At 62.2% G+C, this 23,233-nt stretch carries 17 protein-coding genes; 7 read left to right on the top strand and 10 right to left on the bottom strand.

Annotation, left to right across the window (positions count from 1 at the left end; translation table 11 throughout):
* Positions 1-8: 8 nt before the first annotated feature.
* The 5 genes from glgB to FJV83_RS03460 all read right to left on the bottom strand — a co-directional run bounded on the left by glgB (position 9) and on the right by FJV83_RS03460 (position 7,967).
* A complete protein-coding gene (gene glgB, locus FJV83_RS03480) occupies positions 9-2,243 on the bottom strand; it encodes a 1,4-alpha-glucan branching protein GlgB (RefSeq protein ID WP_142885040.1) in 2,235 nt (744 codons plus the stop codon).
* 106 nt (positions 2,244-2,349) lie between these two features.
* A complete protein-coding gene (locus FJV83_RS03475) occupies positions 2,350-4,818 on the bottom strand; it encodes a glycogen/starch/alpha-glucan phosphorylase (RefSeq protein WP_095786563.1) in 2,469 nt (822 codons plus the stop codon).
* Between the two features lie 131 nt (positions 4,819-4,949).
* Positions 4,950-5,753: an ATP-binding cassette domain-containing protein gene (locus FJV83_RS03470; protein ID WP_245318013.1), complete on the bottom strand. Its 804-nt coding sequence runs from the start codon at positions 5,751-5,753 to the stop codon at positions 4,950-4,952.
* The gene (locus tag FJV83_RS03465; protein WP_095770825.1) at positions 5,729-6,790 is read right to left on the bottom strand and encodes an ABC transporter permease; all 1,062 of its coding nucleotides are present in this window, start codon (positions 6,788-6,790) and stop codon (positions 5,729-5,731) included. Before FJV83_RS03465 ends, FJV83_RS03470 begins: the two co-directional genes overlap by 25 nt.
* Positions 6,791-6,950: 160 nt before the next feature.
* Positions 6,951-7,967 carry a sugar ABC transporter substrate-binding protein gene (locus FJV83_RS03460; protein WP_179295792.1) on the bottom strand — a complete coding sequence of 339 codons (1,017 nt, stop codon included), beginning with the start codon at positions 7,965-7,967 and terminating at the stop codon, positions 6,951-6,953.
* Positions 7,968-8,194: 227 nt separating this feature from the next.
* Between FJV83_RS03460 and FJV83_RS03455 the strand changes: the two genes are divergently transcribed.
* The 4 genes from FJV83_RS03455 (at position 8,195) to FJV83_RS03440 (ending at position 12,194) form a co-directional block, all read left to right on the top strand.
* On the top strand, positions 8,195-9,421 hold the full coding sequence (locus FJV83_RS03455; protein ID WP_095786564.1) for an ROK family transcriptional regulator: 1,227 nt from the start codon (positions 8,195-8,197) through the stop codon (positions 9,419-9,421).
* Positions 9,422-9,868: an RbsD/FucU family protein gene (locus FJV83_RS03450; RefSeq protein WP_095770827.1), complete on the top strand. Its 447-nt coding sequence runs from the start codon at positions 9,422-9,424 to the stop codon at positions 9,866-9,868.
* Entirely contained in the window at positions 9,865-10,788 is a 924-nt protein-coding gene (locus tag FJV83_RS03445; protein ID WP_095786565.1) for a carbohydrate kinase, read from the top strand. Before FJV83_RS03450 ends, FJV83_RS03445 begins: the two co-directional genes overlap by 4 nt.
* A 263-nt stretch (positions 10,789-11,051) precedes the next feature.
* The gene (locus FJV83_RS03440) at positions 11,052-12,194 is read left to right on the top strand and encodes a DegT/DnrJ/EryC1/StrS aminotransferase family protein (protein ID WP_142885039.1); all 1,143 of its coding nucleotides are present in this window, start codon (positions 11,052-11,054) and stop codon (positions 12,192-12,194) included.
* Between the two features lie 13 nt (positions 12,195-12,207).
* Here the strand turns inward: FJV83_RS03440 and cysQ are convergent, their stop codons facing one another.
* The 3 genes from cysQ to cysD are packed head-to-tail and all read right to left on the bottom strand — an operon-like array spanning position 12,208 to position 15,855.
* Positions 12,208-12,999, bottom strand: coding sequence for a 3'(2'),5'-bisphosphate nucleotidase CysQ (cysQ, locus tag FJV83_RS03435; protein WP_185973323.1), 792 nt, complete (start codon positions 12,997-12,999; stop codon positions 12,208-12,210).
* Between the two features lie 10 nt (positions 13,000-13,009).
* Positions 13,010-14,947: a sulfate adenylyltransferase subunit CysN gene (gene cysN, locus FJV83_RS03430; protein WP_185973317.1), complete on the bottom strand. Its 1,938-nt coding sequence runs from the start codon at positions 14,945-14,947 to the stop codon at positions 13,010-13,012.
* A gap of 2 nt (positions 14,948-14,949) precedes the next feature.
* Positions 14,950-15,855 carry a sulfate adenylyltransferase subunit CysD gene (cysD, locus tag FJV83_RS03425; protein WP_095786568.1) on the bottom strand — a complete coding sequence of 302 codons (906 nt, stop codon included), beginning with the start codon at positions 15,853-15,855 and terminating at the stop codon, positions 14,950-14,952.
* A 491-nt stretch (positions 15,856-16,346) separates the two neighbouring features.
* On the opposite strand from cysD, the gene FJV83_RS03420 reads away from it, so the two are divergent.
* Positions 16,347-17,720: an O-antigen ligase gene (locus FJV83_RS03420; RefSeq protein ID WP_246691788.1), complete on the top strand. Its 1,374-nt coding sequence runs from the start codon at positions 16,347-16,349 to the stop codon at positions 17,718-17,720.
* A complete protein-coding gene (locus FJV83_RS03415) occupies positions 17,717-18,670 on the top strand; it encodes an SDR family oxidoreductase (RefSeq protein WP_095770831.1) in 954 nt (317 codons plus the stop codon). The genes FJV83_RS03420 and FJV83_RS03415 overlap by 4 nt, the downstream gene beginning before the upstream one ends.
* On the opposite strand, the gene FJV83_RS03410 is transcribed toward FJV83_RS03415, so the two are convergent.
* Complete coding sequence (locus tag FJV83_RS03410; protein WP_185973316.1) at positions 18,658-19,203, bottom strand: sugar transferase; 546 nt, start codon at positions 19,201-19,203, stop codon at positions 18,658-18,660. The genes FJV83_RS03415 and FJV83_RS03410 overlap by 13 nt on opposite strands.
* A 154-nt stretch (positions 19,204-19,357) precedes the next feature.
* Positions 19,358-21,346 (bottom strand): nucleoside-diphosphate sugar epimerase/dehydratase, encoded by a 1,989-nt coding sequence (locus tag FJV83_RS03405; protein ID WP_095770833.1) that lies wholly within the window; start codon positions 21,344-21,346, stop codon positions 19,358-19,360.
* Between the two features lie 397 nt (positions 21,347-21,743).
* Between FJV83_RS03405 and FJV83_RS03400 the strand changes: the two genes are divergently transcribed.
* A complete protein-coding gene (locus tag FJV83_RS03400; protein ID WP_142885036.1) occupies positions 21,744-23,195 on the top strand; it encodes a phosphomannomutase in 1,452 nt (483 codons plus the stop codon).
* Positions 23,196-23,233 lie beyond the last annotated feature (38 nt).

Below are 23,233 nucleotides of genomic sequence, written 5' to 3'. Positions count from 1 at the left end.
CAATTTACTCAAGTCTCGCCCTGTTCGTCGGCCTCGGCCACGAGTTCGAGCATGATTGTCGACAGCGGCGGCAGAAGCATCGTCGCCGAGATGCTCTTGCCTTCCGCCCTTGCCTCGACCATGCCCCCATTGCCCATGCCGGACCCGCCATATTCGGATCCGTCGGTGTTGATGATCTCGCGCCACTTGCCGGCCTTCGGCAGCGGCACGCGATAATTGTCGCGCGGCACCGGCGTGAAGTTGGAGATGACGGCCACCGGGCTGCCGCCCGGCGCGTTGCGCACCCAGGCGAAAACCGAATTCTGGCTGTCGTCGACGATTAGCCAGGAAAACCCTTCCGGTTCGCAGTCGCGGCCGTGCAGCGCCGGGCGCGACCGATAGAGATAGTTGAGATCGCGCACGGTCTGCCAGACGCCGCGATGCGGGCGGAAATCGAGCAGATTCCAGTCAAGAGCGCGCGCCTCGCTCCATTCGCGGCGCTGCGCGAATTCCTGTCCCATGAACAAGAGCTTCTTGCCGGGGTAGCCCCACATGAAACCGTAATAGGCGCGCAAGGTCGCGAATTTCTGCCAGTCGTCACCGGCCATCTTGCCCAGCAGCGTGCCTTTGCCGTGCACGACCTCATCATGCGAGAGCGGCAGCACGAAATTCTCCGAGAAGGCGTAGGTCAGGCCGAAGGTCAGGTCGTTGTGGTGGTGCTTGCGGAAAATCGGCTCCTTGGAGAAATACTCCAACGTGTCATGCATGAAGCCCATGTTCCACTTGAAGCCGAAGCCCAGCCCGCCTTCATGCACCGGCGCCGAAACCTTCGGCCATGAGGTCGATTCCTCGGCGATGGTCATGACGCCGGGATGGTGGCCGTAGACCTCCTTGTTCATCTTCTGCAGGAAAGAGACCGCCTCGAGGTTCTCGCGGCCGCCCTTCTCGTTGGGGATCCACTCGCCGGCCTTGCGCGAATAGTCGAGGTAGAGCATCGAGGCGACCGCATCGACGCGCAAACCGTCGACATGATATTTCTCGGCCCAGAACAGCGCATTGTTGACCAGAAACGACACCACCTCGCGGCGGCCGAAATTGTAGATCGCTGTGTTCCAGTCGGGATGAAAACCCTTGCGCGGATCGGCATGTTCGTAGAGCGCGGTGCCGTCGAAATGGGCCAGGCCATGCGCGTCGACCGGGAAATGCGCCGGCACCCAGTCGAGGATGACGCCGACGCCGGCGCGATGCGCGCCATCGACGAAACGGGCAAAGCCGTCCGGATCGCCGAAGCGGGCCGACGGCGCGTAGAGGCCGGTCGTCTGATAGCCCCAGGACGGGTCATAGGGATGCTCGGAAATCGGCATGAACTCGACGTGGGTGAAGCCGGTCTCGACCACATAGGGGATCAGCCGTTCGGCCAGTTCGTCCCATGACAGGAACGTGCCGTCGTCGTGAAGCTGCCAGGATCCGGCGTGGACTTCGTAAATCGAGACGGCTTCGCGCCGGGGATCGGCATTGCGCCAGTAGTTGCGATGCGCCTCGTCGCCCCACTCATGCGCCGGCGGCACGGCAACAACCGAAGCGGTGGCGGGACGCAGTTCGGATTTGAACGCAAACGGATCGGCCTTCAGCGGCAGCCTGACGCCATCGGGTCCAATGATCTCGTATTTGTAGGGTCGCCCGGCACCGATGTCCGGGATGAACACCTCCCATATGCCGGTGTCGCGGCGATCGCGCATCGTGTGGCGGCGGCCATCCCAGTCGTTGAAATCGCCAACCACCGAGACGCGTCTTGCGTTGGGAGCCCAGACGGCGAAATGCACGCCGGTGGCGCCTTCGTGCTCGATGACGTGCGCGCCAAGCTTGTCGAACAGCCTGAGATGCGACCCTTCGGCGATATAGTAATCGTCCATCGGCCCGAGCACCGGGCCGAACGAATAAGGATCGGTCAGCCACCAGTCACCGCCGGCATTGCGCGCGTGATAGCGTAGCGGCTGCCGCTTCTTGATCGACAGCCTGCCTTCAAAGAAGCCGGCATCGTCTCGCCTGGACAACGCACCGGTCTCGATGCCCGTCAGCGTATAGGCAGTGACGGCCTCGGCATGTGGAACGAAGCAACGGGCAAACAGGCTTTTGCCGACCTCATGGACACCGAGGACCGCGAACGGATCTCCGTGCGTGCCGGCGACAATCGCCGCAACATCGCTGGCTGGCGCCAGTCCGTCCGGCCCGCTTGTCGCAGCGGTCACGCGCGGCTTCCTCATCAGGCAGTGTCCCTCCCAGGGCACCAGGTGTCTATTTTTGGTGATGTGAGTTCGCATTCAACCCAAATCACCGGGACCACATTGTTCGTGGCCTCATGCAATCACATCAGGCAGGCACGTTCCAGATTTCTTTCGCGTATTGGCGGATGGTGCGATCGGACGAGAACCAGCCGACGCGCGCGACGTTGCGGATTGCTCTGGCATACCAGTCCGGGCTGTTGCGCCAGACAGCGTCGACATCACGCTGGGCGGCGGCGTAGGCGTCGAAATCGGCGGCGACCATGAACCAGTCGCCGGTGTAGAGGCCGTTGATGAGGTCGCGGTAACGGTCCGGATCGTCCGGCGAAAAGACGCCCGAGGAAACGGCCGCGACCGCCTGCGACAGTTCGGGCGAGCCCTCGATCACGGCACGCGGGTTGTAGCCATTGCTGCGCCGTTCAGCGACCTCGGCCGTGGTCAGGCCGAAGATGAAGATGTTGTCGTCGCCGACGCATTCCTTGATCTCGACATTGGCGCCGTCGAGCGTGCCGATGGTCAGGGCGCCGTTGAGCGCGAACTTCATGTTGCCGGTTCCCGACGCCTCCATGCCGGCGGTCGAAATCTGCTCGGACAGGTCGGCGGCCGGCATCAAGACTTCGGCCAGGCTGACATTGTAGTTCGGCACGAACACCACCTTCAGCAAGCCGCGCACCGCCGGATCGCGGTTGATGACCCTGGCGACGTCATTGGCGAGTTTGATGATCAGCTTGGCGTTGTGGTAGCTGGGCGCCGCCTTGCCGCCGAAGAATTTTACGCGCGGCATCCAGTCGCGCTCGGGATGCGAGCGGATCTGGTCGTAGAGCGCGATCGCCTCGAGGATGTTGAGGAGTTGGCGCTTGTATTCGTGGATGCGCTTGACCTGGATGTCGAACAGCGCCGACGGGTCGACCTTGATGCCGAGCCGGTCGGCGACGAGATTGGCCAGCCGCGCCTTGTTCTGGCGCTTGACGCCCGCGAATTTCTCCCGGAACGCGCTGTCATCGGCAAAGCTGTCGAGCCCTTTGATGGCGTCGATATCGTCGAGAAAACGGTCACCAATCGCCTCGCGGGCGAGCGAGGTCAGGCCGGGGTTGCACTGGATCAGCCAGCGCCGCGGCGTGATGCCGTTGGTCTTGTTGTTGATGCGATCGGGATAGAGCTTGTGCAGGTCGGCAAACACCGTTTCCTTCATCAGCTCGGTATGCAGCGCCGACACACCGTTGATCGAATGCGAGCCGACAAAGGCCAGATTGCCCATGCGCACGCGGCGGTCGCCATTTTCCTGGATCAGCGAAATGCGGCTGATCTGCTCGCCCGAGAACTGGTCGGTGGCGCGTGCCTCCAGAAGCACCTGCGCGTTGATGGCGTAGACGATCTGCATATGGCGCGGCAGAAGCCGCTCGAACAGCGGCACCGGCCAGCTTTCCAGGGCTTCGGGAAGAAGCGTGTGGTTTGTGTAGCCGAAGGTGCGTTTGGTGATGTCCCAGGCGAGGTCGAAGTCCATGCCGTGGACATCCATCAAGAGCCGCATCAGCTCCGGCACGGCGATCGCCGGGTGGGTGTCGTTCAAGTGGATCGCCGCCTTGTCGGGCAGCGACTTCAGGTCGCCATACTGGCTGAGATGGCGCTGCACGATGTCCTGCAGCGAGGCGGTCGAGAAGAAATACTCTTGCCGCAGCCTGAGCTCCTGCCCGGCCATGTGGGAATCGGCGGGGTAAAGCACGCGCGACAGCGCGTCCGCCTTGTTGCTTTCGGCGAGCGCGCCGATGTGGTCGCCGGCATTGAACTTGTCGAGCAGGATCGGATCGACCGGCATGCCCGACCACAGCCGCAGCGTATTGACGCGGTTGCCCCGCCAGCCGACGACAGGCGTGTCGTAGGCGACAGCCAGGACATGTTCGGTCGGCTTCCAGACGTGGCGCTCGAGCCGGCCGTCCTTCGACGTGATGGACTCCACCGAACCGCCGAAGCCGACTTCGAAGGAGCGTTCGCGCCGTTCGAACTCCCAGGGGTTGCCGTGATCGAGCCATGTCTCGGGCAGTTCCACCTGCCAGCCGTCGTGGATCTCCTGACGGAACATGCCGTTGGCGTAGCGGATGCCGTAGCCATGCGCGGGAATGTCGACGGTCGCCATGCTTTCCATGAAGCAGGCGGCAAGCCGGCCAAGGCCGCCATTGCCGAGCGCCGCGTCGGGTTCCAGCGCCGCGATGAGATCGAGGTCGACGCCGAGCGACGACAGCGCCTCGCGCATATTGGCCATCAGGCCAAGATTGGAGAAGGAGTCGCGCATCAGGCGGCCGATGAGGAACTCCAGCGACAAATAGTAGACGCGCTTTTCCTGCTGGTCATAGGCCTCTTTGGTTGCCTGCATCCAGCGATCGACGATGCGGTCGCGCACGACCTTGATCGAGGCCGTCAGCCAGTCGTACTGGGTCGCGACGGTGGTGTCCTTGCCGACCCGGTATTTGAGGGCCACCAAGACTTCCCTTGCGAGCGTCTTCGGATCAGGATTTTCGAGCAGGGGCGGAAGGGTTTCGGATGTCATTGCGCGCGTCATGCTGCCTCTCGTGCGGTTGCAACGATCATACCGGCTTTCACCATTCATCCCAGCCCATGTTACCGCATTGCAACATATATTCAATCGATTTAGATGAACGCCCGCCAGCTTACCCTGCGGCAATTTGACAATCAGGCGGCCAGCGCAGCCTCCGGAGGCGCCTTGGCACCGGTCATGAAGGCAACGGCGTCGGACATCGTATATTGCTTGGGATCGATGACGGCGAGGCGACGGCCGAGGCGATGAATGTGGACGCGGTCGGCCACCTCGAAGACATGCGGCATGTTGTGCGAGATCAGCACGATCGGCAGGCCGCGCTTCTTGACGTCCAGGATCAGTTCGAGCACACGGCGGCTCTCCTTGACACCAAGGGCCGCCGTCGGCTCGTCCATGATCACCACGCGGCTGCCGAAGGCAGCGGCGCGCGCCACCGCGACACCCTGGCGCTGGCCGCCCGAGAGCGTTTCCACCGCCTGGCCGATGTTCTGGATGGTCATCAGGCCGAGTTCGGTGAGTTTGTCGCGGGCGCGCTTTTCCATCGCCGGACGGTCGAGCATGCGCAGCCATTGCCCGAGGAAGCCGGGTTTGCGGATCTCGCGGCCGAGGAACATGTTGTCGGCGATCGACAGTGCCGGCGACAGCGCGAGGTTCTGGTAGACGGTCTCGATACCGGCCTCGCGGGCTTCCATCGGCGACTTGAAGGCAACGGTTTTGCCTTCAAGCCGGATTTCGCCTTCGTCGGGCACGACAGCGCCTGAAATCGCCTTGATGAGCGACGACTTGCCGGCGCCGTTGTCGCCGATGACGGCGAGGATTTCGCCGGGATAGAGGTCGAAGTCGGCATTGTCGAGGGCGGTGACGCGGCCATAGCGCTTGACCAGGCCGCGCGCGGTGAGAATGGGGTCCTGGGTCATGCCGAAACCTTTCTGATCCATTGGTCGACCGCCACGGCGCCGATGATCAACACACCGGTGAGCAGCACTTTCCACTGCGGGTCGGCGCCAAGCATGTTGAGGCCCATGGAGACGACGCCGACGATCATCGCGCCGAACAGCGTGCCCAGGATCGAGCCGCGCCCGCCGAAAAGGGAAATACCGCCGATCACCGTCGCGGTGATCGCCTGCAGATTGTAGTCGGTGACGGCCGCCGACGGCGAAATCGAACCGTTGCGGCCGATCGAGACCCAGGCGGCGAAAGCGGCGATCAGCCCGGCAAGGGTGTAGACCGTCACCAGCACCTTCTTGGTCTGGATGCCCGACAGCTTGGCCGCCTCCTGATCGTCGCCGACAGCGTAGACATGGCGGCCCCAGGCGGTGTGGTTGAGGACGTACCAGAGCAGCATCACCAGCGCGACCATGGCGATGACGCCGAGCGTCAGCACCGCGGTACCGACCTTGAAGCTCAGGGCGAACAGATGCAGCAGCGGCGCCTGGGTGTCGACGTCGGTGTCGCGGATCGTTTCATTGGCCGAATAGATGAAGTTCGTGGCCATGACGATGTTCCACGTGCCAAGGGTCACGATGAAAGGCGGCAGCTTCATGTAAGCGACCAGCAACCCGTTGAGCAGCCCGCAGGCAGCACCGGCGGCAAGTCCGAGCGCCACGGCCACTACGCTCGGCAAGCCGTAACTGACGGCGCAATTGCCCATGATCACGGCTGAAATCACCATGATGACGCCAATCGACAGGTCGATGCCGGCGGTCAGGATGACCAGTGTCTGCGCAGCGCCCAGAATGCCGACGATGGCGATCTGCTGCAGGATCAGCGTCAGCGTATAGGACGAGAAGAAGCGCCCGCCAATGGTGATGCCGAAGATGATGATCGACAGGACCAGCACGATCAGCGGCACCGCCGCCGGCGTCGAATGCAGGAAATGCTGGACGCGCCTGACTGCGGATTTGTGTTCGTCGAACGCGGCAACGCTGGTGTCGCTGCCCGAGAGAACCTTCTCGAATTCCTGAGTTTGAGCCATGTTTCCTCCCCGTGAGGGGTCAGCCTAGCGCCGACGCCCATCCACGTCTTTCCGGTCTGTCGCCGGGATTGCTCGCGGTCACGCGACCCATCGTCCACCCGAAGCGGCCGGGGATCAAGCCCCGACCGCTCGAGTTCGGTAATTGCCGGTCAGGTCGGCATCAGCCCCAGCACTTGGCGAGGCCTTCCTTGGTGTCGATGGACTTCACGCCGTTGGCCGGCTTGTCGGTCACCAGGTTGACGCCGGTGTCGAAGAAATTCTTGCCTTCGGTCGGCTTCGGCTTGGTTCCATCCTTGGCGAAGGCGGCGATCGCCTCGATGCCGAGCGCCGCCATCTGCAGCGGGTACTGCTGCGACGTCGCGCCGATGACACCTTCCGTCACCGACTTTACGCCGGGGCAGCCGCCGTCGACGGAGACGATCAGCACCTGCTTTTCAAGGCCGACAGCCTTGAGCGCCTGGTAGGCGCCGACTGCTGCGGGCTCGTTGATGGTGTGGATGACGTTGATGGTGTTGTCCTTCTGCAGAAGGTTCTCCATCGCCTTGCGGCCGCCCTCCTCATTGCCGTTGGTGACGTCGTGGCCGACGATGCGCGGATCGGTTTCGTCGCCGATCTTGTTGGGATCCTTCACGTCGATGCCGTAGCCCATCATGAAGCCCTGGTCGCGCAGCACGTCCACGGTCGGCTGCGACGGCGTCAGGTCGAGGAAGCCGATCTTGGCGTCCTTGGCCTTGTCGCCGAGCGTCGCGGCAGCCCAGGCGCCGATCAGCTTGCCGGCCTCGAGATTGTCGGTGGCGAAGGTCGCATCGGCCGCGTCGATCGGGTCGAGCGGCGTGTCGAGCGCGATCACCAGCAGGCCGGCGTCACGCGCCTTCTTCACGGTCGGCACGATGCCCTTGGTGTCGGATGCGGTGATCAGGATGCCCTTGGCGCCGTCGGCAATGCAGCTTTCGATCGCCGCCACCTGGCTTTCGCTGTCGCCGTCGATCTTGCCGGCATAGGTCTTGAGGTCGACGCCGAGTTCCTTGGCCTTTGCGGTCGCGCCTTCCTTCATCTTGACGAAGAAGGGATTGGTGTCGGTCTTGGTGATCAGGCAAGCGCCGACGCCGGCTGCGGAGGCGGACGACGCAAACGCCATCAGACCCAGGGCAGCCGCGGCAAACACGGTCGATTTCAACAATTTTGTATTGGTCACGATCTTCCTCCCAGTGGAACCATTCCGGATGCCGGCCACCGGCATCTACGGCGCATCCTACGAATTCTCCCAGCGTGGACGCCGCCTCAACAGACACCAGACCGCGGCCGCTGTCAATAATTAAATCACTCTTATTTATTATTGACAGCCTTGCGTCGTTCACTCATTCTGGCCCAAAAGCGTTGAGGGGAAACGACGGGAGGAACAGGGTGGAGACCGCCACTGCGAGGCACGGTTCGCCCGAAGCGAATGACAGCCTGATTCACCGCGGCACCAACCAGAGCGGCATGCGCGATCACAACGAGCGGCTGGTGCTCTCGCTGGTGCGCCAGCAAGGCAGCCTGGCGAAATCCGACATCGCCCGCATGACCGGACTTTCGGCGCAGACGGTTTCGGTCATCATGCGCGAACTCGAGGAAGAAGGCCTGCTCGTGCGCCAGGCGCCGCTGCGCGGCAAGATCGGCCAGCCTTCCATACCCATGGCGCTCAATCCGGAGGGCGCCTTCTTCATCGGCCTCAAGATCGGCCGCCGCAGCGCGGAACTGGTGCTGATCGATTTTCTTGGGCACGTGCGCTCGATGCTGCAGCACTCCTATCGCTATCCGGCACCGCGCGAGACGGTTGAATTCGTCACTTCAGGGATGAAGAAGATGCGCGGCGAACTGACACCGGCGCAGGACAAGCGCATCGCCGGGCTCGGCATCGCCATGCCGTTCGAACTGTGGAACTGGGCCGACACCGCCGGTGCGCCGCGCGACGTCATGGACGAATGGCGCCACCGCGACATTAGGGCCGATATCCAGTCGCAATGCGATTTTCCGGTCTATCTGCAGAACGACGCCACCTCGGCCTGCGGCGCCGAGCTCGTCTTCGGCCAGGCGGGCGGCGCACGTGACTTCGTCTATTTCTATATCGGTGCCTTCGCCGGCGGCGGCATCGTGCTCAACGGCCGGCTGTTCGGAGGCCCAACCGGCAATGCCGGCGCGCTCGGCTCCATGCCGGTGCCCGGGCCGGACGGCAAGCCGACTCAGCTGATCGACGTGGCGTCGATCGCCATGCTGGAAAAAGCGCTCAATGCCCGCGGCGTCGAGGCCTCGCACCTATGGACGTCGCCAGAGGATTGGGGCGAGATCGGTTCCGAACTCGACGACTGGATCGCCAGCGCTTCACAGGCGCTCGCCTATGCCATCGTCGCGGCGTCCTCGGTCATCGATTTCGAGGCGGCGGTGGTCGACGGCTGGATGCCGCGGGCGGTGCGCCGCAGGCTGGTCGATGCCATCATCGCGGCCATTGCGACAATCGACGGCGAAGGTCTGAAACTTCCCGCCGTTCGCGAGGGCACCGTCGGCATTCATGCCCGGGCGCTCGGCGGGGCCAGCCTGCCGCTTTCCGAGCGCTTCCTGATCGGCTCGACGACGATTTCCAGGAGCGCCTGAATGCTTATCGGAATCCCGGCGCTGCTCGGTCCGGACCTTCTGGCGACACTGCGCGCCATGGGCCATGGCGATGAGATCGCCCTGGTCGACGGAAACTATCCGGCCGAGGAGCAGGCAAAGCGCCTGATCCGGGCCGATGGTCATCACCTCATTCCGGTGCTTGATGCGATCTTGAGCGTGCTGCCGGTCGACGACGCCGTTCCGGAAGCCCTGTTTCGCGCCTCCGTCAAAGGCAATCCCTCGATTGCCGATCCAGTCCATCACGAGATCGAGGCGATCTGCGCCAAGCACGCGCCGGGCCGCAAGGTGGTTGCACTGGCAGGCGCCGACTTCTATGCACGGGTCAAGTCGGCGCATGCCATTGTCGCGACAAGCGAGCCCAGGCTTTACGCCAACATCATCATCCGCAAGGGCGTGATCTATCCGCCGGAGACCAAGACGCCATGATCCTCTGCTGCGGCGAAGCCCTGATCGACATGCTGCCGCGCATCACGACGCAGGGCGAGCCGGCCTTTGCCCCTTATGTCGGCGGCGCGGTGTTCAACACGGCGATCGCGCTTGGCCGATTGGGTGCGCCGGCCGGCTTCTTTTCGGGCCTGTCGTCGGATCTTTTCGGCGGCCAGTTCAGGGATGCGCTGGGCGCGAGCAAGGTCAGTTCCACCTATGCCCACACCTCGCCCAGGCCGACCACGCTCGCCTTCGTGCGGCTCACCAATGGCCAGGCGACCTACACGTTCTACGACGAGAACACCGCGGGGCGCATGCTGACGATCGACGACCTGCCGTCGCTCGGCAACGAGATCGAGGCCATGCTGTTCGGCGCCATCAGCCTGATCTCGGAGCCAGCCGGCGGCGCCTATGAAGAGTTCATGCGGCGCGAGCATGCAAGCCGCGTCATGATGCTCGACCCCAACATCAGGCCGAACTTCATCCCGGACAAGGCCAAGCACCTCAAGCGCATCCGCGAGATGATGGCGATGGCCGACATCGTGAAACTGTCGGACGAAGACCTCCATTGGTTCGGCGAAGCCGGCTCGCATGAGGATGTCATCCGCAACTGGCTCGATCGAGGACCCAAGCTGATCGTCGTGACCCATGGCAGCGAAGGTGCCGTCGGTTACACCAAGGACCACACCGTCACCGTGATGCCGGAAAAGGTCGAGGTGGTCGATACGGTCGGCGCGGGCGATACGTTCAACGCCGGCATTCTCGCCTCGCTGCATGAACAGGGCCTGCTGACGAAGGCGGCCATCGGCGGCCTTCCGCAAGACGCCATTCGCAAGGCATTGGCGCTTGGTGCCAAGGCAGCGGCAGTGACCGTGTCGCGCGCGGGCGCCAATCCGCCATGGCGGCATGAAATCGCCTGAGTAACGCTCAATTTAAGTTGAGCCAGCCGATCACTTTATGTTTCGCGGGGCCGCCCAGCGGGACTATAAAGACGCAAGCGCGCCTGACGAAGCCCGGATTTCCGGCATCTTGTGAAGATACGCCGGAAATCGGAGGTAACAGACTGCGACATCCAGGCAATTGGCGGCTCTGGCTGTCCGGCTTTCTCGGCAAGCACAACTCTGGTACCAGCGGGCCGTTCTTTGGCTAAACCGCCTGGTTAAAAATCGTTTTTGAGGCTGACATGCAGTTCATCGATCTTGGCGCACAGCGCGAACGCATCCGCGACCGGCTGAAGGCCGCGATCGACCATGTCGTCGAGGACGGCCGTTATATCCTTGGCCCGCAGGTCGCGGAGTTCGAGAAGAAGCTTGCGGCCTATATCGGCACCAAACATGTCGTGGCCTGCGCCAACGGCACCGATGCGCTGCTGCTGCCGCTGTTCGCCGCCGGGATCGGCCCGGGCGACGCGGTGTTCGTGCCGAGCTTCACCTTTGCCGCCACCGCCGAAGTGGTGGCGCTGGCCAAGGCGGAACCTGTGTTCGTCGATGTCGATCCGGTGACCTACAACATCGACATCGCCAGCCTCGAGGCGGCCATCGCCATGATCAAGAAAGAAGGCCGGCTGCAGCCGAAGGCGATCATCCCGGTCGACCTGTTCGGCCTCGCCGCCGACTACGATGCGATCATGGCGATCGCCAACCGCGAAGGGCTGTTGGTGATCGAGGACGCCGCCCAGTCGATGGGCGGGTCGCTCGATGGCAAGATGTGCGGTGCGTTCGGCCATGTCGGCTCGACCAGCTTCTATCCCGCCAAGCCGCTTGGCTGCTATGGCGACGGCGGCGCGATGTTCACCAACGACGACGAGATGGCCGACAAGCTGCGTTCCTTTGCCTTCCACGGCAAGGGCGAGACGCAGTACGACAACATCCGCGTCGGCATCAATTCGCGGCTCGACACGCTGCAGGCGGCGATCCTCATTGAAAAGCTCGCCATTCTCGAAGACGAGATGGTGGCGCGCCAGTTGGTGGCAAACCGCTATGCCGAAGGGCTGGGCGACATCGTCACCGCAGCCCGCAACCTCGACAGCAGCCGTTCGGCCTGGGCGCAGTACGCCATCGAGACGACCAAGCGCGACGGCCTGAAGGTTCATCTGAGCGAAAAGGGCATTCCGTCCGTCATCTACTACGTCAAGCCGCTACATGCGCAGGTCGCCTATAGCGACTACCCGCGCACGCCGACCGGTCTTGCCGTCTCGGAGGAACTGCCGAAGCGCATCCTGTGCCTGCCGATGCACCCCTATCTCAGCGAAGCTGACCAGGACCGGATCATCGAGACGATCCGCAACTATATCGGCTCGAACTCGGCGCAGGCCGCTGCCGAGTAATCGGCAGCAGCTCTCAGGCGGGGCTCGCCCCTGCCCTGCCGCTGGCAATGAAATGCGGGTTGGCGAAATCCTCGTCATCGGCCTGATCGCGTTTGCCGTAAGCCAAGGGCTTGCCATCGAGCGTTCGTGTCGTACCGCCCGCCGCGCGCAGCACCGCGTCCCCCGCGGCGGTGTCCCATTCCATGGTTCGTCCAAAGCGAGGATAGACATCCGCCTCGGCGCTGGCGAGAAGACAGAATTTCAAGGAAGAGCCAACGGAAACGATCTCGGCTGCGCCGAGGTCGCGAATATAGGCTTCGGTTTCAGGCGTGTTGTGGGAGCGGCTGGCAACCACGGCAAGTGGTGATGTCGCCGCTCTCACCGAAATCGGCCGGCGGCCGACGATCTGATAGTCGTCATTGATTTCCAGGGCTTCCGCGCGGCCCGGCCGTCCCGAAAAGAAGCGGCCGGTGCAAGGCGCGAAAACGACGCCGACTTCCGGCACACCATGGCGGACAAGCGCGATGTTGACGGTGAAGTCGGTGCGGCGATTGACGAATTCCTTGGTGCCGTCGAGCGGATCGACAAGGAAAAAGGCCTCACCAAGATCGGTCGGCATGATTCCAGACGCCGCTTCCTCTTCGGCCACGCAGGGAATCTCGGGAAATGCGGCGCGCAGGCCGGAGAGAATGATCTTCTCGCTCTCGCGGTCCGCCTCGGTCACCGGCGAGGCGTCTGATTTCCGGTCGACGGCGCAGCCGGCGTGGAAGACGCGCATCACCTCGCGTCCAGCCGCCAGGGCCAGCCGCTCGAAGATGTCGAGCATCGATCTGTCGTCAGATACCGCCGCCACTTTCATATTGGTCTTCAGCAATGTCGCGCTCATTCAGCCAATGTTCCAGGGCATCTACCATCTCTTCCGCCGATTTGCCGAGCGTCTTCAGATGGATCTCCGGGTTTTCCGGCGCTTCGTAAGGTGAATCCACGCCGGTGAAATTCTTGATCTCGCCATTCAGCGCGCGGGCATAAAGGCCCTTCGGATCGCGCCTGGCGCACTCCTCGAAAGGCGTGTCGACAAACACCTCGATGAACTCGCCATCAGCCATCAACTCGCGCGCCACGCGCCGTTCGGCGCTGAACGGCGAAATGAACGAGACAATGACGATCAACCCGGCATCGGCCATCAGCTTGGCGACTTCGGCGACCCGGCGGATGTTCTCGACGCGGTCGGCATCGGTGAAGCCGAGATCGCGGTTGAGACCGTGACGGACATTGTCGCCGTCCAGAATATAGGTGTGACGGCCGGTGGCGAACAGCTTCTTCTCGAACAGGTTGGCGATGGTCGACTTGCCGGAGCCGGAAAGCCCGGTGAACCAGAACACAGCAGGGCGCTGGTTCTTCATGTCGGCGCGCACGCGCTTGCCGACATCGAGCGATTGCCAATGGATGTTCTCGGCACGACGCAGCGAGTGCACGATCATGCCCGCGCCGACGGTGGCGTTCGATATGCGGTCGATCAGGATGAAGGCGCCGGTGGTCCGGTTTTCGGCGAAGGGATCGAAGGCGATCGGCGCCCGTGTCGAGATGTTGCAGATGCCGACTTCATTCATTTCAAGCGACTTGGCCGCCTCATGGGCGAAGTCGTTGACGTTGATGCGGTATTTCAGGTCGGTGACGGTGGCGCTGGTCTGGTCGGTTTCGGTGCGCAGGATGTAGGAGCGGCCCGGCAGCAGCGCATGCTCGTCAAACCAGACGATGTTGGCGGCGAATTGATCGGCGACCTGCGGCCTGGCGGCCGGCGAAACCAGCATATTGCCCCTGGAGACTTCGACCTCGTCGTCGAGAACAAGCGTGATGGCCTGGCCGGCCACCGCCTGTTTGAGATCGCCGCCATGAGCGACAATGCGTTTGACATGCGAGGACTTGCCGGATTTGGCGACGACGAGTTCGTCGCCCTGCGCGATGGCGCCGGAAGCGATCGTGCCGGCAAAGCCGCGGAAATCGAGATTGGGGCGGTTGACGTACTGCACCGGAAAACGGAACGGCTGCTCGACGGCGGCTTCTTCCACCGACACGGTCTCAAGGTGCTCGATCAGCGTCGGACCGGAATACCATAGCATGTTGTCGGAGCGGCCGCTGACATTGTCGCCGTAGCGGGCCGACATCGGGATCGGCACGATGGTCTGGAAGCCGAGATCGCGCGAGAATTGTGCATAGTCTTGGACGATCCGGTCGAAGACCGCCTGGTCGAAATCGACGAGATCGATCTTGTTGACGGCCAGCACGATGTGACGGATGCCGAGCAGCGAGGCGATGATCGAATGGCGCCTTGTCTGGCGCAGCACCCCTTGCCTTGCGTCGATCAGCACGATCGCCAGATCGGCGGTCGAGGCGCCTGTCGCCATGTTGCGGGTGTATTGCTCGTGGCCGGGCGTGTCGGCGACGATGAATTTGCGCTTCGGCGTGGCGAAGAAGCGGTAGGCGACGTCGATGGTGATGCCTTGCTCGCGCTCTGCCTCGAGACCGTCGACCAGCAGCGCGAAATCGATGTCATCGCCCGTGGTGCCATGCTTGCGCGAGTCGCGTTCGAGCGCCGCAAGCTGATCCTCGAAAATCTGCTTGGTGTCGGACAGGAGGCGGCCGATCAGCGTCGACTTGCCGTCGTCGACCGAACCGCAGGTCAGGAAGCGCAGCAGCGACTTCTTCTCCTGCGCTGCCAGGTAGTCGCGGATGCTGTCGGTGGGGGCGAGGCTTTTTGCCATGATGTGACGCATGGTCAGAAATATCCCTCGCGCTTCTTCTTTTCCATCGAGCCGGCTTCGTCACGGTCGATCAGGCGGCCCTGCCGCTCGGATGTACGCGCAGTCAGCATCTCGCCGACGATGGCTTCGAGCGTGTCGGCATCGGATTCGATGGCGCCGGTGAGCGGATAGCAGCCCAAAGTGCGGAACCGCACCACGCGGTTCTCCACCGTCTCGCCGGGGCGCAGTTTCATGCGGTCGTCGTCCTTGAGGATCAGCATCCCGTCACGCTCCACCACCGGCCGTTCCTTGGCGAAATAGAGCGGCACGATCGGGATGTTCTCCTGCAGGATGTACTGCCAGATATCGAGCTCGGTCCAGTTCGACAGCGGGAAGACGCGGATCGATTCACCCGATGCGATGCGGGTGTTGAAGATCTTCCACATTTCGGGGCGCTGGTTCTTCGGATCCCAGACATGTTGGGCATTGCGGAACGAGAATATGCGCTCCTTGGCGCGCGACTTTTCCTCGTCGCGGCGGGCGCCGCCAAAGGCGGCATCGAAACCGTACTTGTCGAGCGCCTGGCGCAGCGCCACGGTCTTCATGACATGGGTGTGGGTGTTCGAGCCGTGGTCGAACGGATTGATGTTGTCGCGCACGCCGTCTTCATTGACATGAACCAAAAGGTCGAAGCCCAGTTTCTGCGCCATCTGGTCGCGGAAAGCGATCATCTCGCGGAACTTCCAGGTCGTGTCGACATGCAGGAACGGGAAAGGCGGCTTGGCGGGATAAAACGCCTTCATCGCCAGATGCATCAGCACGGATGAATCCTTGCCGACCGAATAGAGCATGACCGGCTTGGCAAAGGCGGCCGCAACCTCGCGGAAAATGTGGATGGACTCGGCTTCAAGCCGCTGCAGATGCGTAAGCGCGATTGTCATAGACTGTGAGCGTTCTCTCGTGCCTTGCGACAGAAGACCTTGCGTCAAATCATCGAGCTTTTGTGCCCGGTTCAAGCGTCGCTTCTGGACAAAGTGTTTCGTGCGGGCGTTCTAGCAGATCGGCGCACGGCAAAACAATGCAAGACGAGCCCGGCAGCAGTCAGTTCGGGAATGATTTTTCCATGCTTTCGCCAAAACCCGGAAATTTCTGTTCGCAAGGCTTGCAACCGGGAAAAGGCCAGGAAAAAATTACTCGGCAGACCATGTCGACGGACGCCCCTTGAGCCCATTCCCAATCGTCGGGCACCGGCCGCCGATTTTAGGTGACGACAAGCTCCACCGCACTATCGAAAAGACAGCCCAGCCGCTATACAACCCCCGGAAGCGGGCAAGATGCGTCATCAGGCACGGGCAAATTTCAACGCGAGCACACTCGGTCGGCCGAACAGGATGTGCCGCATAGAGCTACTCGAGAATAGCGAGCCCGAAACTTGACCCGGCTTTCGTCTGCAAGTCAGCAACTCACGCCGTCGCGGATCAATATCTACTTCTCCATTCTTTGCTTCTTTTTTCCGCCGGTTTTGGGATCGGTGGTCAGCTTCGTATTCAACGGCGGCGCTCTGTCGTCCGTCCTGTTGATCGCCCTCAAGAAAAGGCGCTTCAATACCGACCCGGCGATGATGGCGATGACGATCGCGATCTATGCCTATTGCGCGGCCAATCTGGTGGCGTCCATCGTCAACCATGCGATCGCCAGGGACGCATTGCACCTGATCCCGCTAGTCACCTTCCTGTTTTTCCCCATCTCCTATTCGACCTGGAGCATTACGCGGAAGACGACGCTTGTCCGTATCATCGTGCTGAGCAGCATGGCGACCTGTTTTGTCGCGCTGCTTCTGGCGGTCTTCCAACAACATTGGCTTGGTATCCGCGCCGAGGGTGGGGCCGGGAATGCAATTGTGTTCGCGGAGGTCCTCTGCCTTGCCGTGGCGGTCTGCGTGGCCGGCGCCCTGTCGGATATAGAGAGACACAGGATCGCCCTCATTTGCGCGGCACTTGGCGGGACGATCGCCATCATCTACTCCGGCACCCGCATTGTCTGGCTGGCACTGCTGATTGCCGGTATCGCCGTTCTGCTGATCAACCAGCACAGGCTCAAGGGAAGGAACGCCATTCGCCTGCTGGTGCTGTTGCTGGCGGCCGGCGCCGTCATCGCGGCTGTCGGCTTCCAGACAATATCCGGGCGTGTCGACTTTCTGCGTTCCGACTTGGACGCGCTCGCCCTCAACGGTGACCACACGACGGCTACAGGATTGCGATTGGCCGTGTGGGATATTGGCCTGAAGGCGTTTCGTGGGATGCCGCTGTTCGGACATGGAGTGGGTGCCACCCAGGCCCTGATAAAACAGGGCTTCCACGATCAATTCGGGATGGATGCAGGCTTCAATCATTTCCACAACGGCTTCCTGACCGCCCTGGTGCAGGCAGGACTCCTGGGCGCCTTGACGCTGGCCGCGATCTTCGTCGTTGCCGCCAGGAACGCAGCCGTGGTTTTGCGAAATAGCACCGATCCGATCGAGCGTTTTGGCGCTACCATGATTGTCATCGTGGTGATCACCTATCTCACGTCCGGGATGACAGGCATCCTGATTGGCCACGACATTCTGGACTCGGTGCTGATGGTCTTCCTGGTGTCGGGAACGTATCTCGCCTCGGGCCGCCAGGCTCCGTTGCCGCAAGACCAGGCGTTTCCGCCCAAGACGCAAGAGCGAGTGCTTCCGCCGGTGACGGAAGACGCCCTTCGTCCAGGGATGAAGATCGGGCGCTTCGATTCACTCAATAGCGGTTTAGGGCAAGACCAATGAAAGTCCTGGTCACAGGCGCGACAGGCTTCATCGGCCGTCAAGTGGTGCATCGGCTTCATGAGGCGGGCGCCGAGCTTCGCCTCGCGTCCCGCTACCCGGAGAGGCTTGGTCGGGGGCATGAGGCCATGCAGATGCCCGATGTCGATGCGCCGACGGCTGCCTTCCTGGCGCTTGCCGGGGGTGTTACCGATGTCGTTCATTGCGCGGGTCTGAACAACGATGAAGGCAACGCCGCCGAAGCCGATTTTCGGGCGGCCAATGCGGAATTGAGCGCAAGGCTGGCGCAGGCGGCGGCCGAACAGGCAAGCGGACGGTTCATCCAGCTCTCCTCGATCCGGGCCGTGATCGGCGCGCGCGTCAGTGCAACGATCGACGAGGACACGATTCCCGATCCGCAATGCGCCTATGGGCGCTCGAAGCGCGAAGCAGAGATCAGGGTGCTGGATGCCTATGCGTCGCATGGCCGTTCCGACGCCACCGTGCTGCGGCTGCCGCCAGTCTACGGAGCCGGCATGAAAGGAAACCTGGCGGCGCTGATGCGCCTGGCCGATACGGGCCTGCCGCTGCCGACAGGTGCCCTGACGGGAACCCGCTCGCTGCTGTCATCGCAATCGACGGCAGGTGCGGTATGGCATCTGCTCAGCCTTTCGGGGCGGCTGCGATCGATCTATGTCGCCAGCGATGTGCCGCCGGTTTCGATCGCCGACATTGTCGGCGCCTTTCGCGACGGTTTCGGACGGCCGAGGCGCCTTGTGGACGTGCCGGCCAGGCCGTTGCGGGCGGCCGCGATCCTGTTGGGCAAGCGGGCGTCCTGGGACAGTCTGACCGCGACACAGATATGCGACCCTTCCCTGCTCGTATCCGAAGGCTGGCTGCCGGAGACCGGGACGCTGGAGCGGCTGGCCGAAATAGCGCGGCTCGGAGACGCTCAATCGCCTCAGTTGCGATAGAGCGTTCCAAACAGGATGCGAAGGTCGAGCCAGAACGACGCCGTCCTGAGATAGGCGGCATCCGTTTCGGCCAGAAGCTGCGGGTTGGACATGTCGATGCCCCTGATCTGGGCCATGCCGGTAATGCCCGGACGTGCCGCCAAAACCCCCAGCTGCCGGCGACGCTCGATCAGTTCCGTCTGTGTCGGCAGGCAAGGGCGCGGCCCGACCAGGCTCATCTCGCCCCGAAGAACATTCCAGAATTGCGGCAGCTCATCGAGCTTGAACTTCCGCAAGGTCCTTCCGACCGCGGTCACGGCATTTGCTGGCGCCTCGTGCGAGGGCAAGGACGGCGTGCCCTGATACATCGTCCGCAATTTGTGGCAGCGAAACAACACACCATCGCGGCCGACCCGCGTCTGGGAAAAAATCACCGGACCGGGCGACGATGCCCGCACCGCAAGCATGCAGAGCAATAGAACAGGGGATGTCACCAACAACAGCAACACCGCCGCGACGAGATCGAAGGCACGCTTCAGTCCCTTCACGGCCATCCCCTCATCACTAGCGCCATTCCAGGAAGAGTGTGAAACGGTTTTCCCGGCAAAGGCCAGGAGCGCTCTCCCGGCGGAAATTGCTCCGACACCGCCGGCCGCGGAATCGATATCCAGGCAAAATCCCGCCATTCAACCGTCAGCCGCAACGTATCTAACCTGCTTGCCCGACCCTTCTCGGGCCAGTTTCCTGCTGCGTGTCGGGCGCCGGCGTCTCCGGCAGATGGAGTTGCGCCAACACGGCAAGGGCGGAAGCCTTGTCCTGGCTCTTCATTGCCGCCTGCAACGCGGCCAGCGCAGCCTGAACCGTAGGCCACGCCACCACATCGGTCCTGAGACCGAAGATCTTGGCGATGTCGAGCGTGATGATCTCTTCGTTGGCGCCCTGTAGCGTCTCATGCAGCTTCTCGCCGGGCCTGATGCCGGTGAAGCGGATCGGGATATCCGCATAGGGCGTCTTGCCGGCCATGCGGATCATGGTCTCCGCGACCTCGAGAATCGGCACGGGTTTGCCCATGTCCAGCATATAGATGGCATAGTCGTCCTTGCCGTTACGCGACTGGGCGTCGGCGGCCGCCATGATGACGAGATCGACGGCTTCCGCCACCGTCATGAAATAGCGGGTCATGCGTCGATCGGTAATCGTGACCGGGCCGCCGGCTTCGATCTGTGCCTGGAAGATGGTCGCCACCGAACCATTGGAGCCAAACACGTTGCCGAACCGCACGGCTATGAATTTGGTGCCCGTACGGCGCCCGTCCGGCGCGATTGCGTGGCTTTCGTGCAAGGAACTGACGAGTTGCTCGGCGGCTCTCTTTGTGATGCCAAGCACCGAGGTCGGATCCACGGCCTTGTCGCTCGATATGAGCAGGAATTGCGGAACACCGCATTTGGCGGCAACCTCAGCGCAGACAAGCGTACCGAAAACATTGGTCTGGATAGCTGATTCCCAGTTCTCCTCGAGCAGCGGAACGTGCTTCAGCGCCGCGGCATGAAAGATGATGTCCGGTTTGAATTCCGTGACGACACGAGTCATCTGACGCCGGTCCGCGACATCGACAATGCGCACCTTCAGGCGATCATGGTGCTTTTCGTCGACATACTGGCTCAACTGGAAGATGCCGAACTCGGAATTGTCGGCGACCAGCACCGCTCCTGCTCCCAGCTCCAGCGACCGCTTGACCAGCGTGCGGCCGATAGATCCGGCGCCTCCCGTCACCAGGACGCGCTTGCCGCCAACGAAGGCGCCAATACGCGCGATATCGGATGGCACGGTCGGGCGGCGCAGGATCGTCTCCATCTCGACTTCATCGAGAACGATCTTTCCCTCCTGCCCAAGCTGCGAAAGGCTGGAGAACTGCAAGACGGTTATGCCGCCATGACGGGCGACACGCACAAGCTCGGAATATTCCTCGATCTCATGTTCGACGCCGCTGCCGAAAATAAGCAGGTCGATGCTCCTGGTGCCAGCGGCGTAGTCCTCCAGGACATCGATCAGGCGTGGCCGGGACGCCACCACGGGAACACCTTGAATCCGTGTGCCCAACGGTGCGCCGCGCTCGGTCGCCATGATGCCGGCAATGGAATAGTCGGTCGGCTCTGCCGTGCGCGTGAAGCGAATGATCAGGTCGGCCTCACCAAGCCGACCGACGAACAGCGCCCGCCTGGCCTGCACCTTATCGACCCTGAGGGTGAGGATGCCCCAGCTCGCGCCGTCGCGAAGAAATCGGTAGAACAGCCTCGGCGCCGATATGATGGTGAAGGAAACGAGGAAAAAGACGATGAATTGGCGTTCGTTGAGGCCAGCCACGGGCTGGATGAGACGAAACATCCGCGAAACAGCATAAAGCACGACCGTCAGAATCGCACAGCTCTTCAGAATGTTGAAAAAGTCCGGGGTCGAGGCAAAGCGCCAGATCGTGGTGTAGAGACCACAATATCTGAACAGCAGGTGGCTGATGAGAACGATCCCGGCCCAGGCGACCAGGCCTTGGTAGGAGAATGCATCGAACGAAAGGTCTGACCGGGAGAGGACGAGACTAAGCGCCACCGCAACCAGGACCATGAGCAGGTCCTGGACCATGATGATGACGCGCCGTATCTTCGGTCGAAATCCGAACACGGCTTCTGCAAAGGAAGTCATTGGCGAGTATTGAACTCCAGGCGTGAGAACTTCAACACTAATGCGGCGTCAGATCGAATACCATCCGTCACCGGCCACCTGTTCTCAGCGTCAAATCCTCGGCCCCCGCCATCGCTACCGCATAGCGTGGACGTGAGGTCATCGCCAGAGATTTTTTCACAGACAGTTCGATTGCGATCAAGTGCCGACCAGATATCGCGCAACCGGCGGAGAGGTTTAAGGTTCACGCTGTTGCCAGGAGCAGGTCAGGCGGTGCGATTGGCTGGCGTCTGACGCACTTTCCACAGCGCTGCCGTTACCCGTTCGTTCATCGCGACGCACTATTTTTCAAGCTCTCGGGGAAAACCTCGGGTGGGCGGCGAAGCGCTTTTCGGTTAACAGGGGAACCTACCTCGATATGACAGCCTTCCCTCTCATCAGCCAAAGCGAAGTGATGAAATTTGGATCGAGTGGCCTCAGAGGCCTGGCTTCGGAATTGGTCGGGAACCCGAGTGGGCTTTATACTGAGGCTTTCGCCTGGCGCCTGGCTGCCGGCGGGATTCAGCCGAATGCCATGGTGCTGGTGGGTCGTGACTTACGCGACAGCAGCCCCACCATTGCGGCCAACTGCATGGCAGCCCTGGCGGCAAGTGGGCTTCAACCGGTCGATTGCGGCGCCATTCCAACACCGGCTTTGGCGCTGTACGGCCAGCAGCATGGCGCAGCGGCACTTATGGTGACGGGTTCGCATATTCCCGCTGACCGCAACGGTATCAAATTTTACGGCCCGCACGGCGAGATCAGCAAGGCGGATGAAGCCGCCATGGCACAATACGCCGCCGGAAGATCGGGAGCCTATCGCCCTCCGCCTCCGCCAGGAACGGCCTTGCCAACACGCCATGATCAGGCGATCGCCGCCTATCGCGCGCGCGCCGAGATCATATTGCAGCCCAATTCCCTTTCCGGCATGAGGGTCGGCGTTTATCAGCACAGCTCGGTGGCGGCGGATCTGTTGGTCGAGATTCTCCAATCCCTTGGCGCTCATGTGACGCCTGTCGGGAAATCCGGTACCTTTGTGCCCGTTGACACCGAAGCCGTCAGCCCGACCACACTTGCCAAATTCAAACGTTGGGCTGGGGAATTCAACCTCGATGCCATCGTGTCGACAGATGCCGATGCCGATCGTCCGCTTATCGCCGACGAGAATGGCGATCTTTTTCGCGGCGACCTGATCGGCCTCGCCACCGCCTTGTTCTTGCGGGCAGACGTCGTCGTGACGCCGGTGACTTCCAATTCGGGCATTTCGAAAGCTTTCGGTTTCGAGGTCGTGAGAACGAAAGTCGGATCTCCCTTTGTCATCGAAGGGATGGAAGCATCATACCATGCCGGCCGCATCGTCGTCGGCTTCGAGGCCAATGGCGGCGTTCTCCTGGGATCGGATTGTTCCCTGCGCGGAAAGACACTGGCGGCATTGCCGACACGGGATTCCCTACTCCCGATCCTCGCCGTCCTGGGTCTGGTTGCATCGACAGGAAAAACGCTGTCGCAGCTGCGCGCGGTTTGGAAACTTCCGGTTTGCGCAAGCGAGCGACTTGAAAACTTCCCGATGGAAAGCTCGCACAGCCTGATGCACCGCCTCGCGGATCGGGATGCGTTGCAGCAATTCCTGGCGCCTTTCGGGACCGTTGCCGAAGTCGACGAGACCGACGGCTTCAGGATGCGAATGCAAACTGGTGAGATCATCCATTTGCGGCCCTCCGGCAACGCACCTGAACTTCGCTGCTATTCGGAGGCTGCAAACGCGGACAGAGCGGCCGCGATCGTGGCATTGACGCTTGAAAGGGCGCGGGCGATCACGTCCGCGGATTGAAAAGCGGCCGTCTCATGAAGATGGTTATCGCACTGGCG

The organism is Mesorhizobium sp. WSM4307 (assembly GCF_007003945.1).
GTDB lineage: Bacteria > Pseudomonadota > Alphaproteobacteria > Rhizobiales > Rhizobiaceae > Mesorhizobium.
The sequence above is the reverse complement of the archived record's forward strand: the minus strand, read 5'-3'. Positions and strand labels throughout refer to the sequence as shown.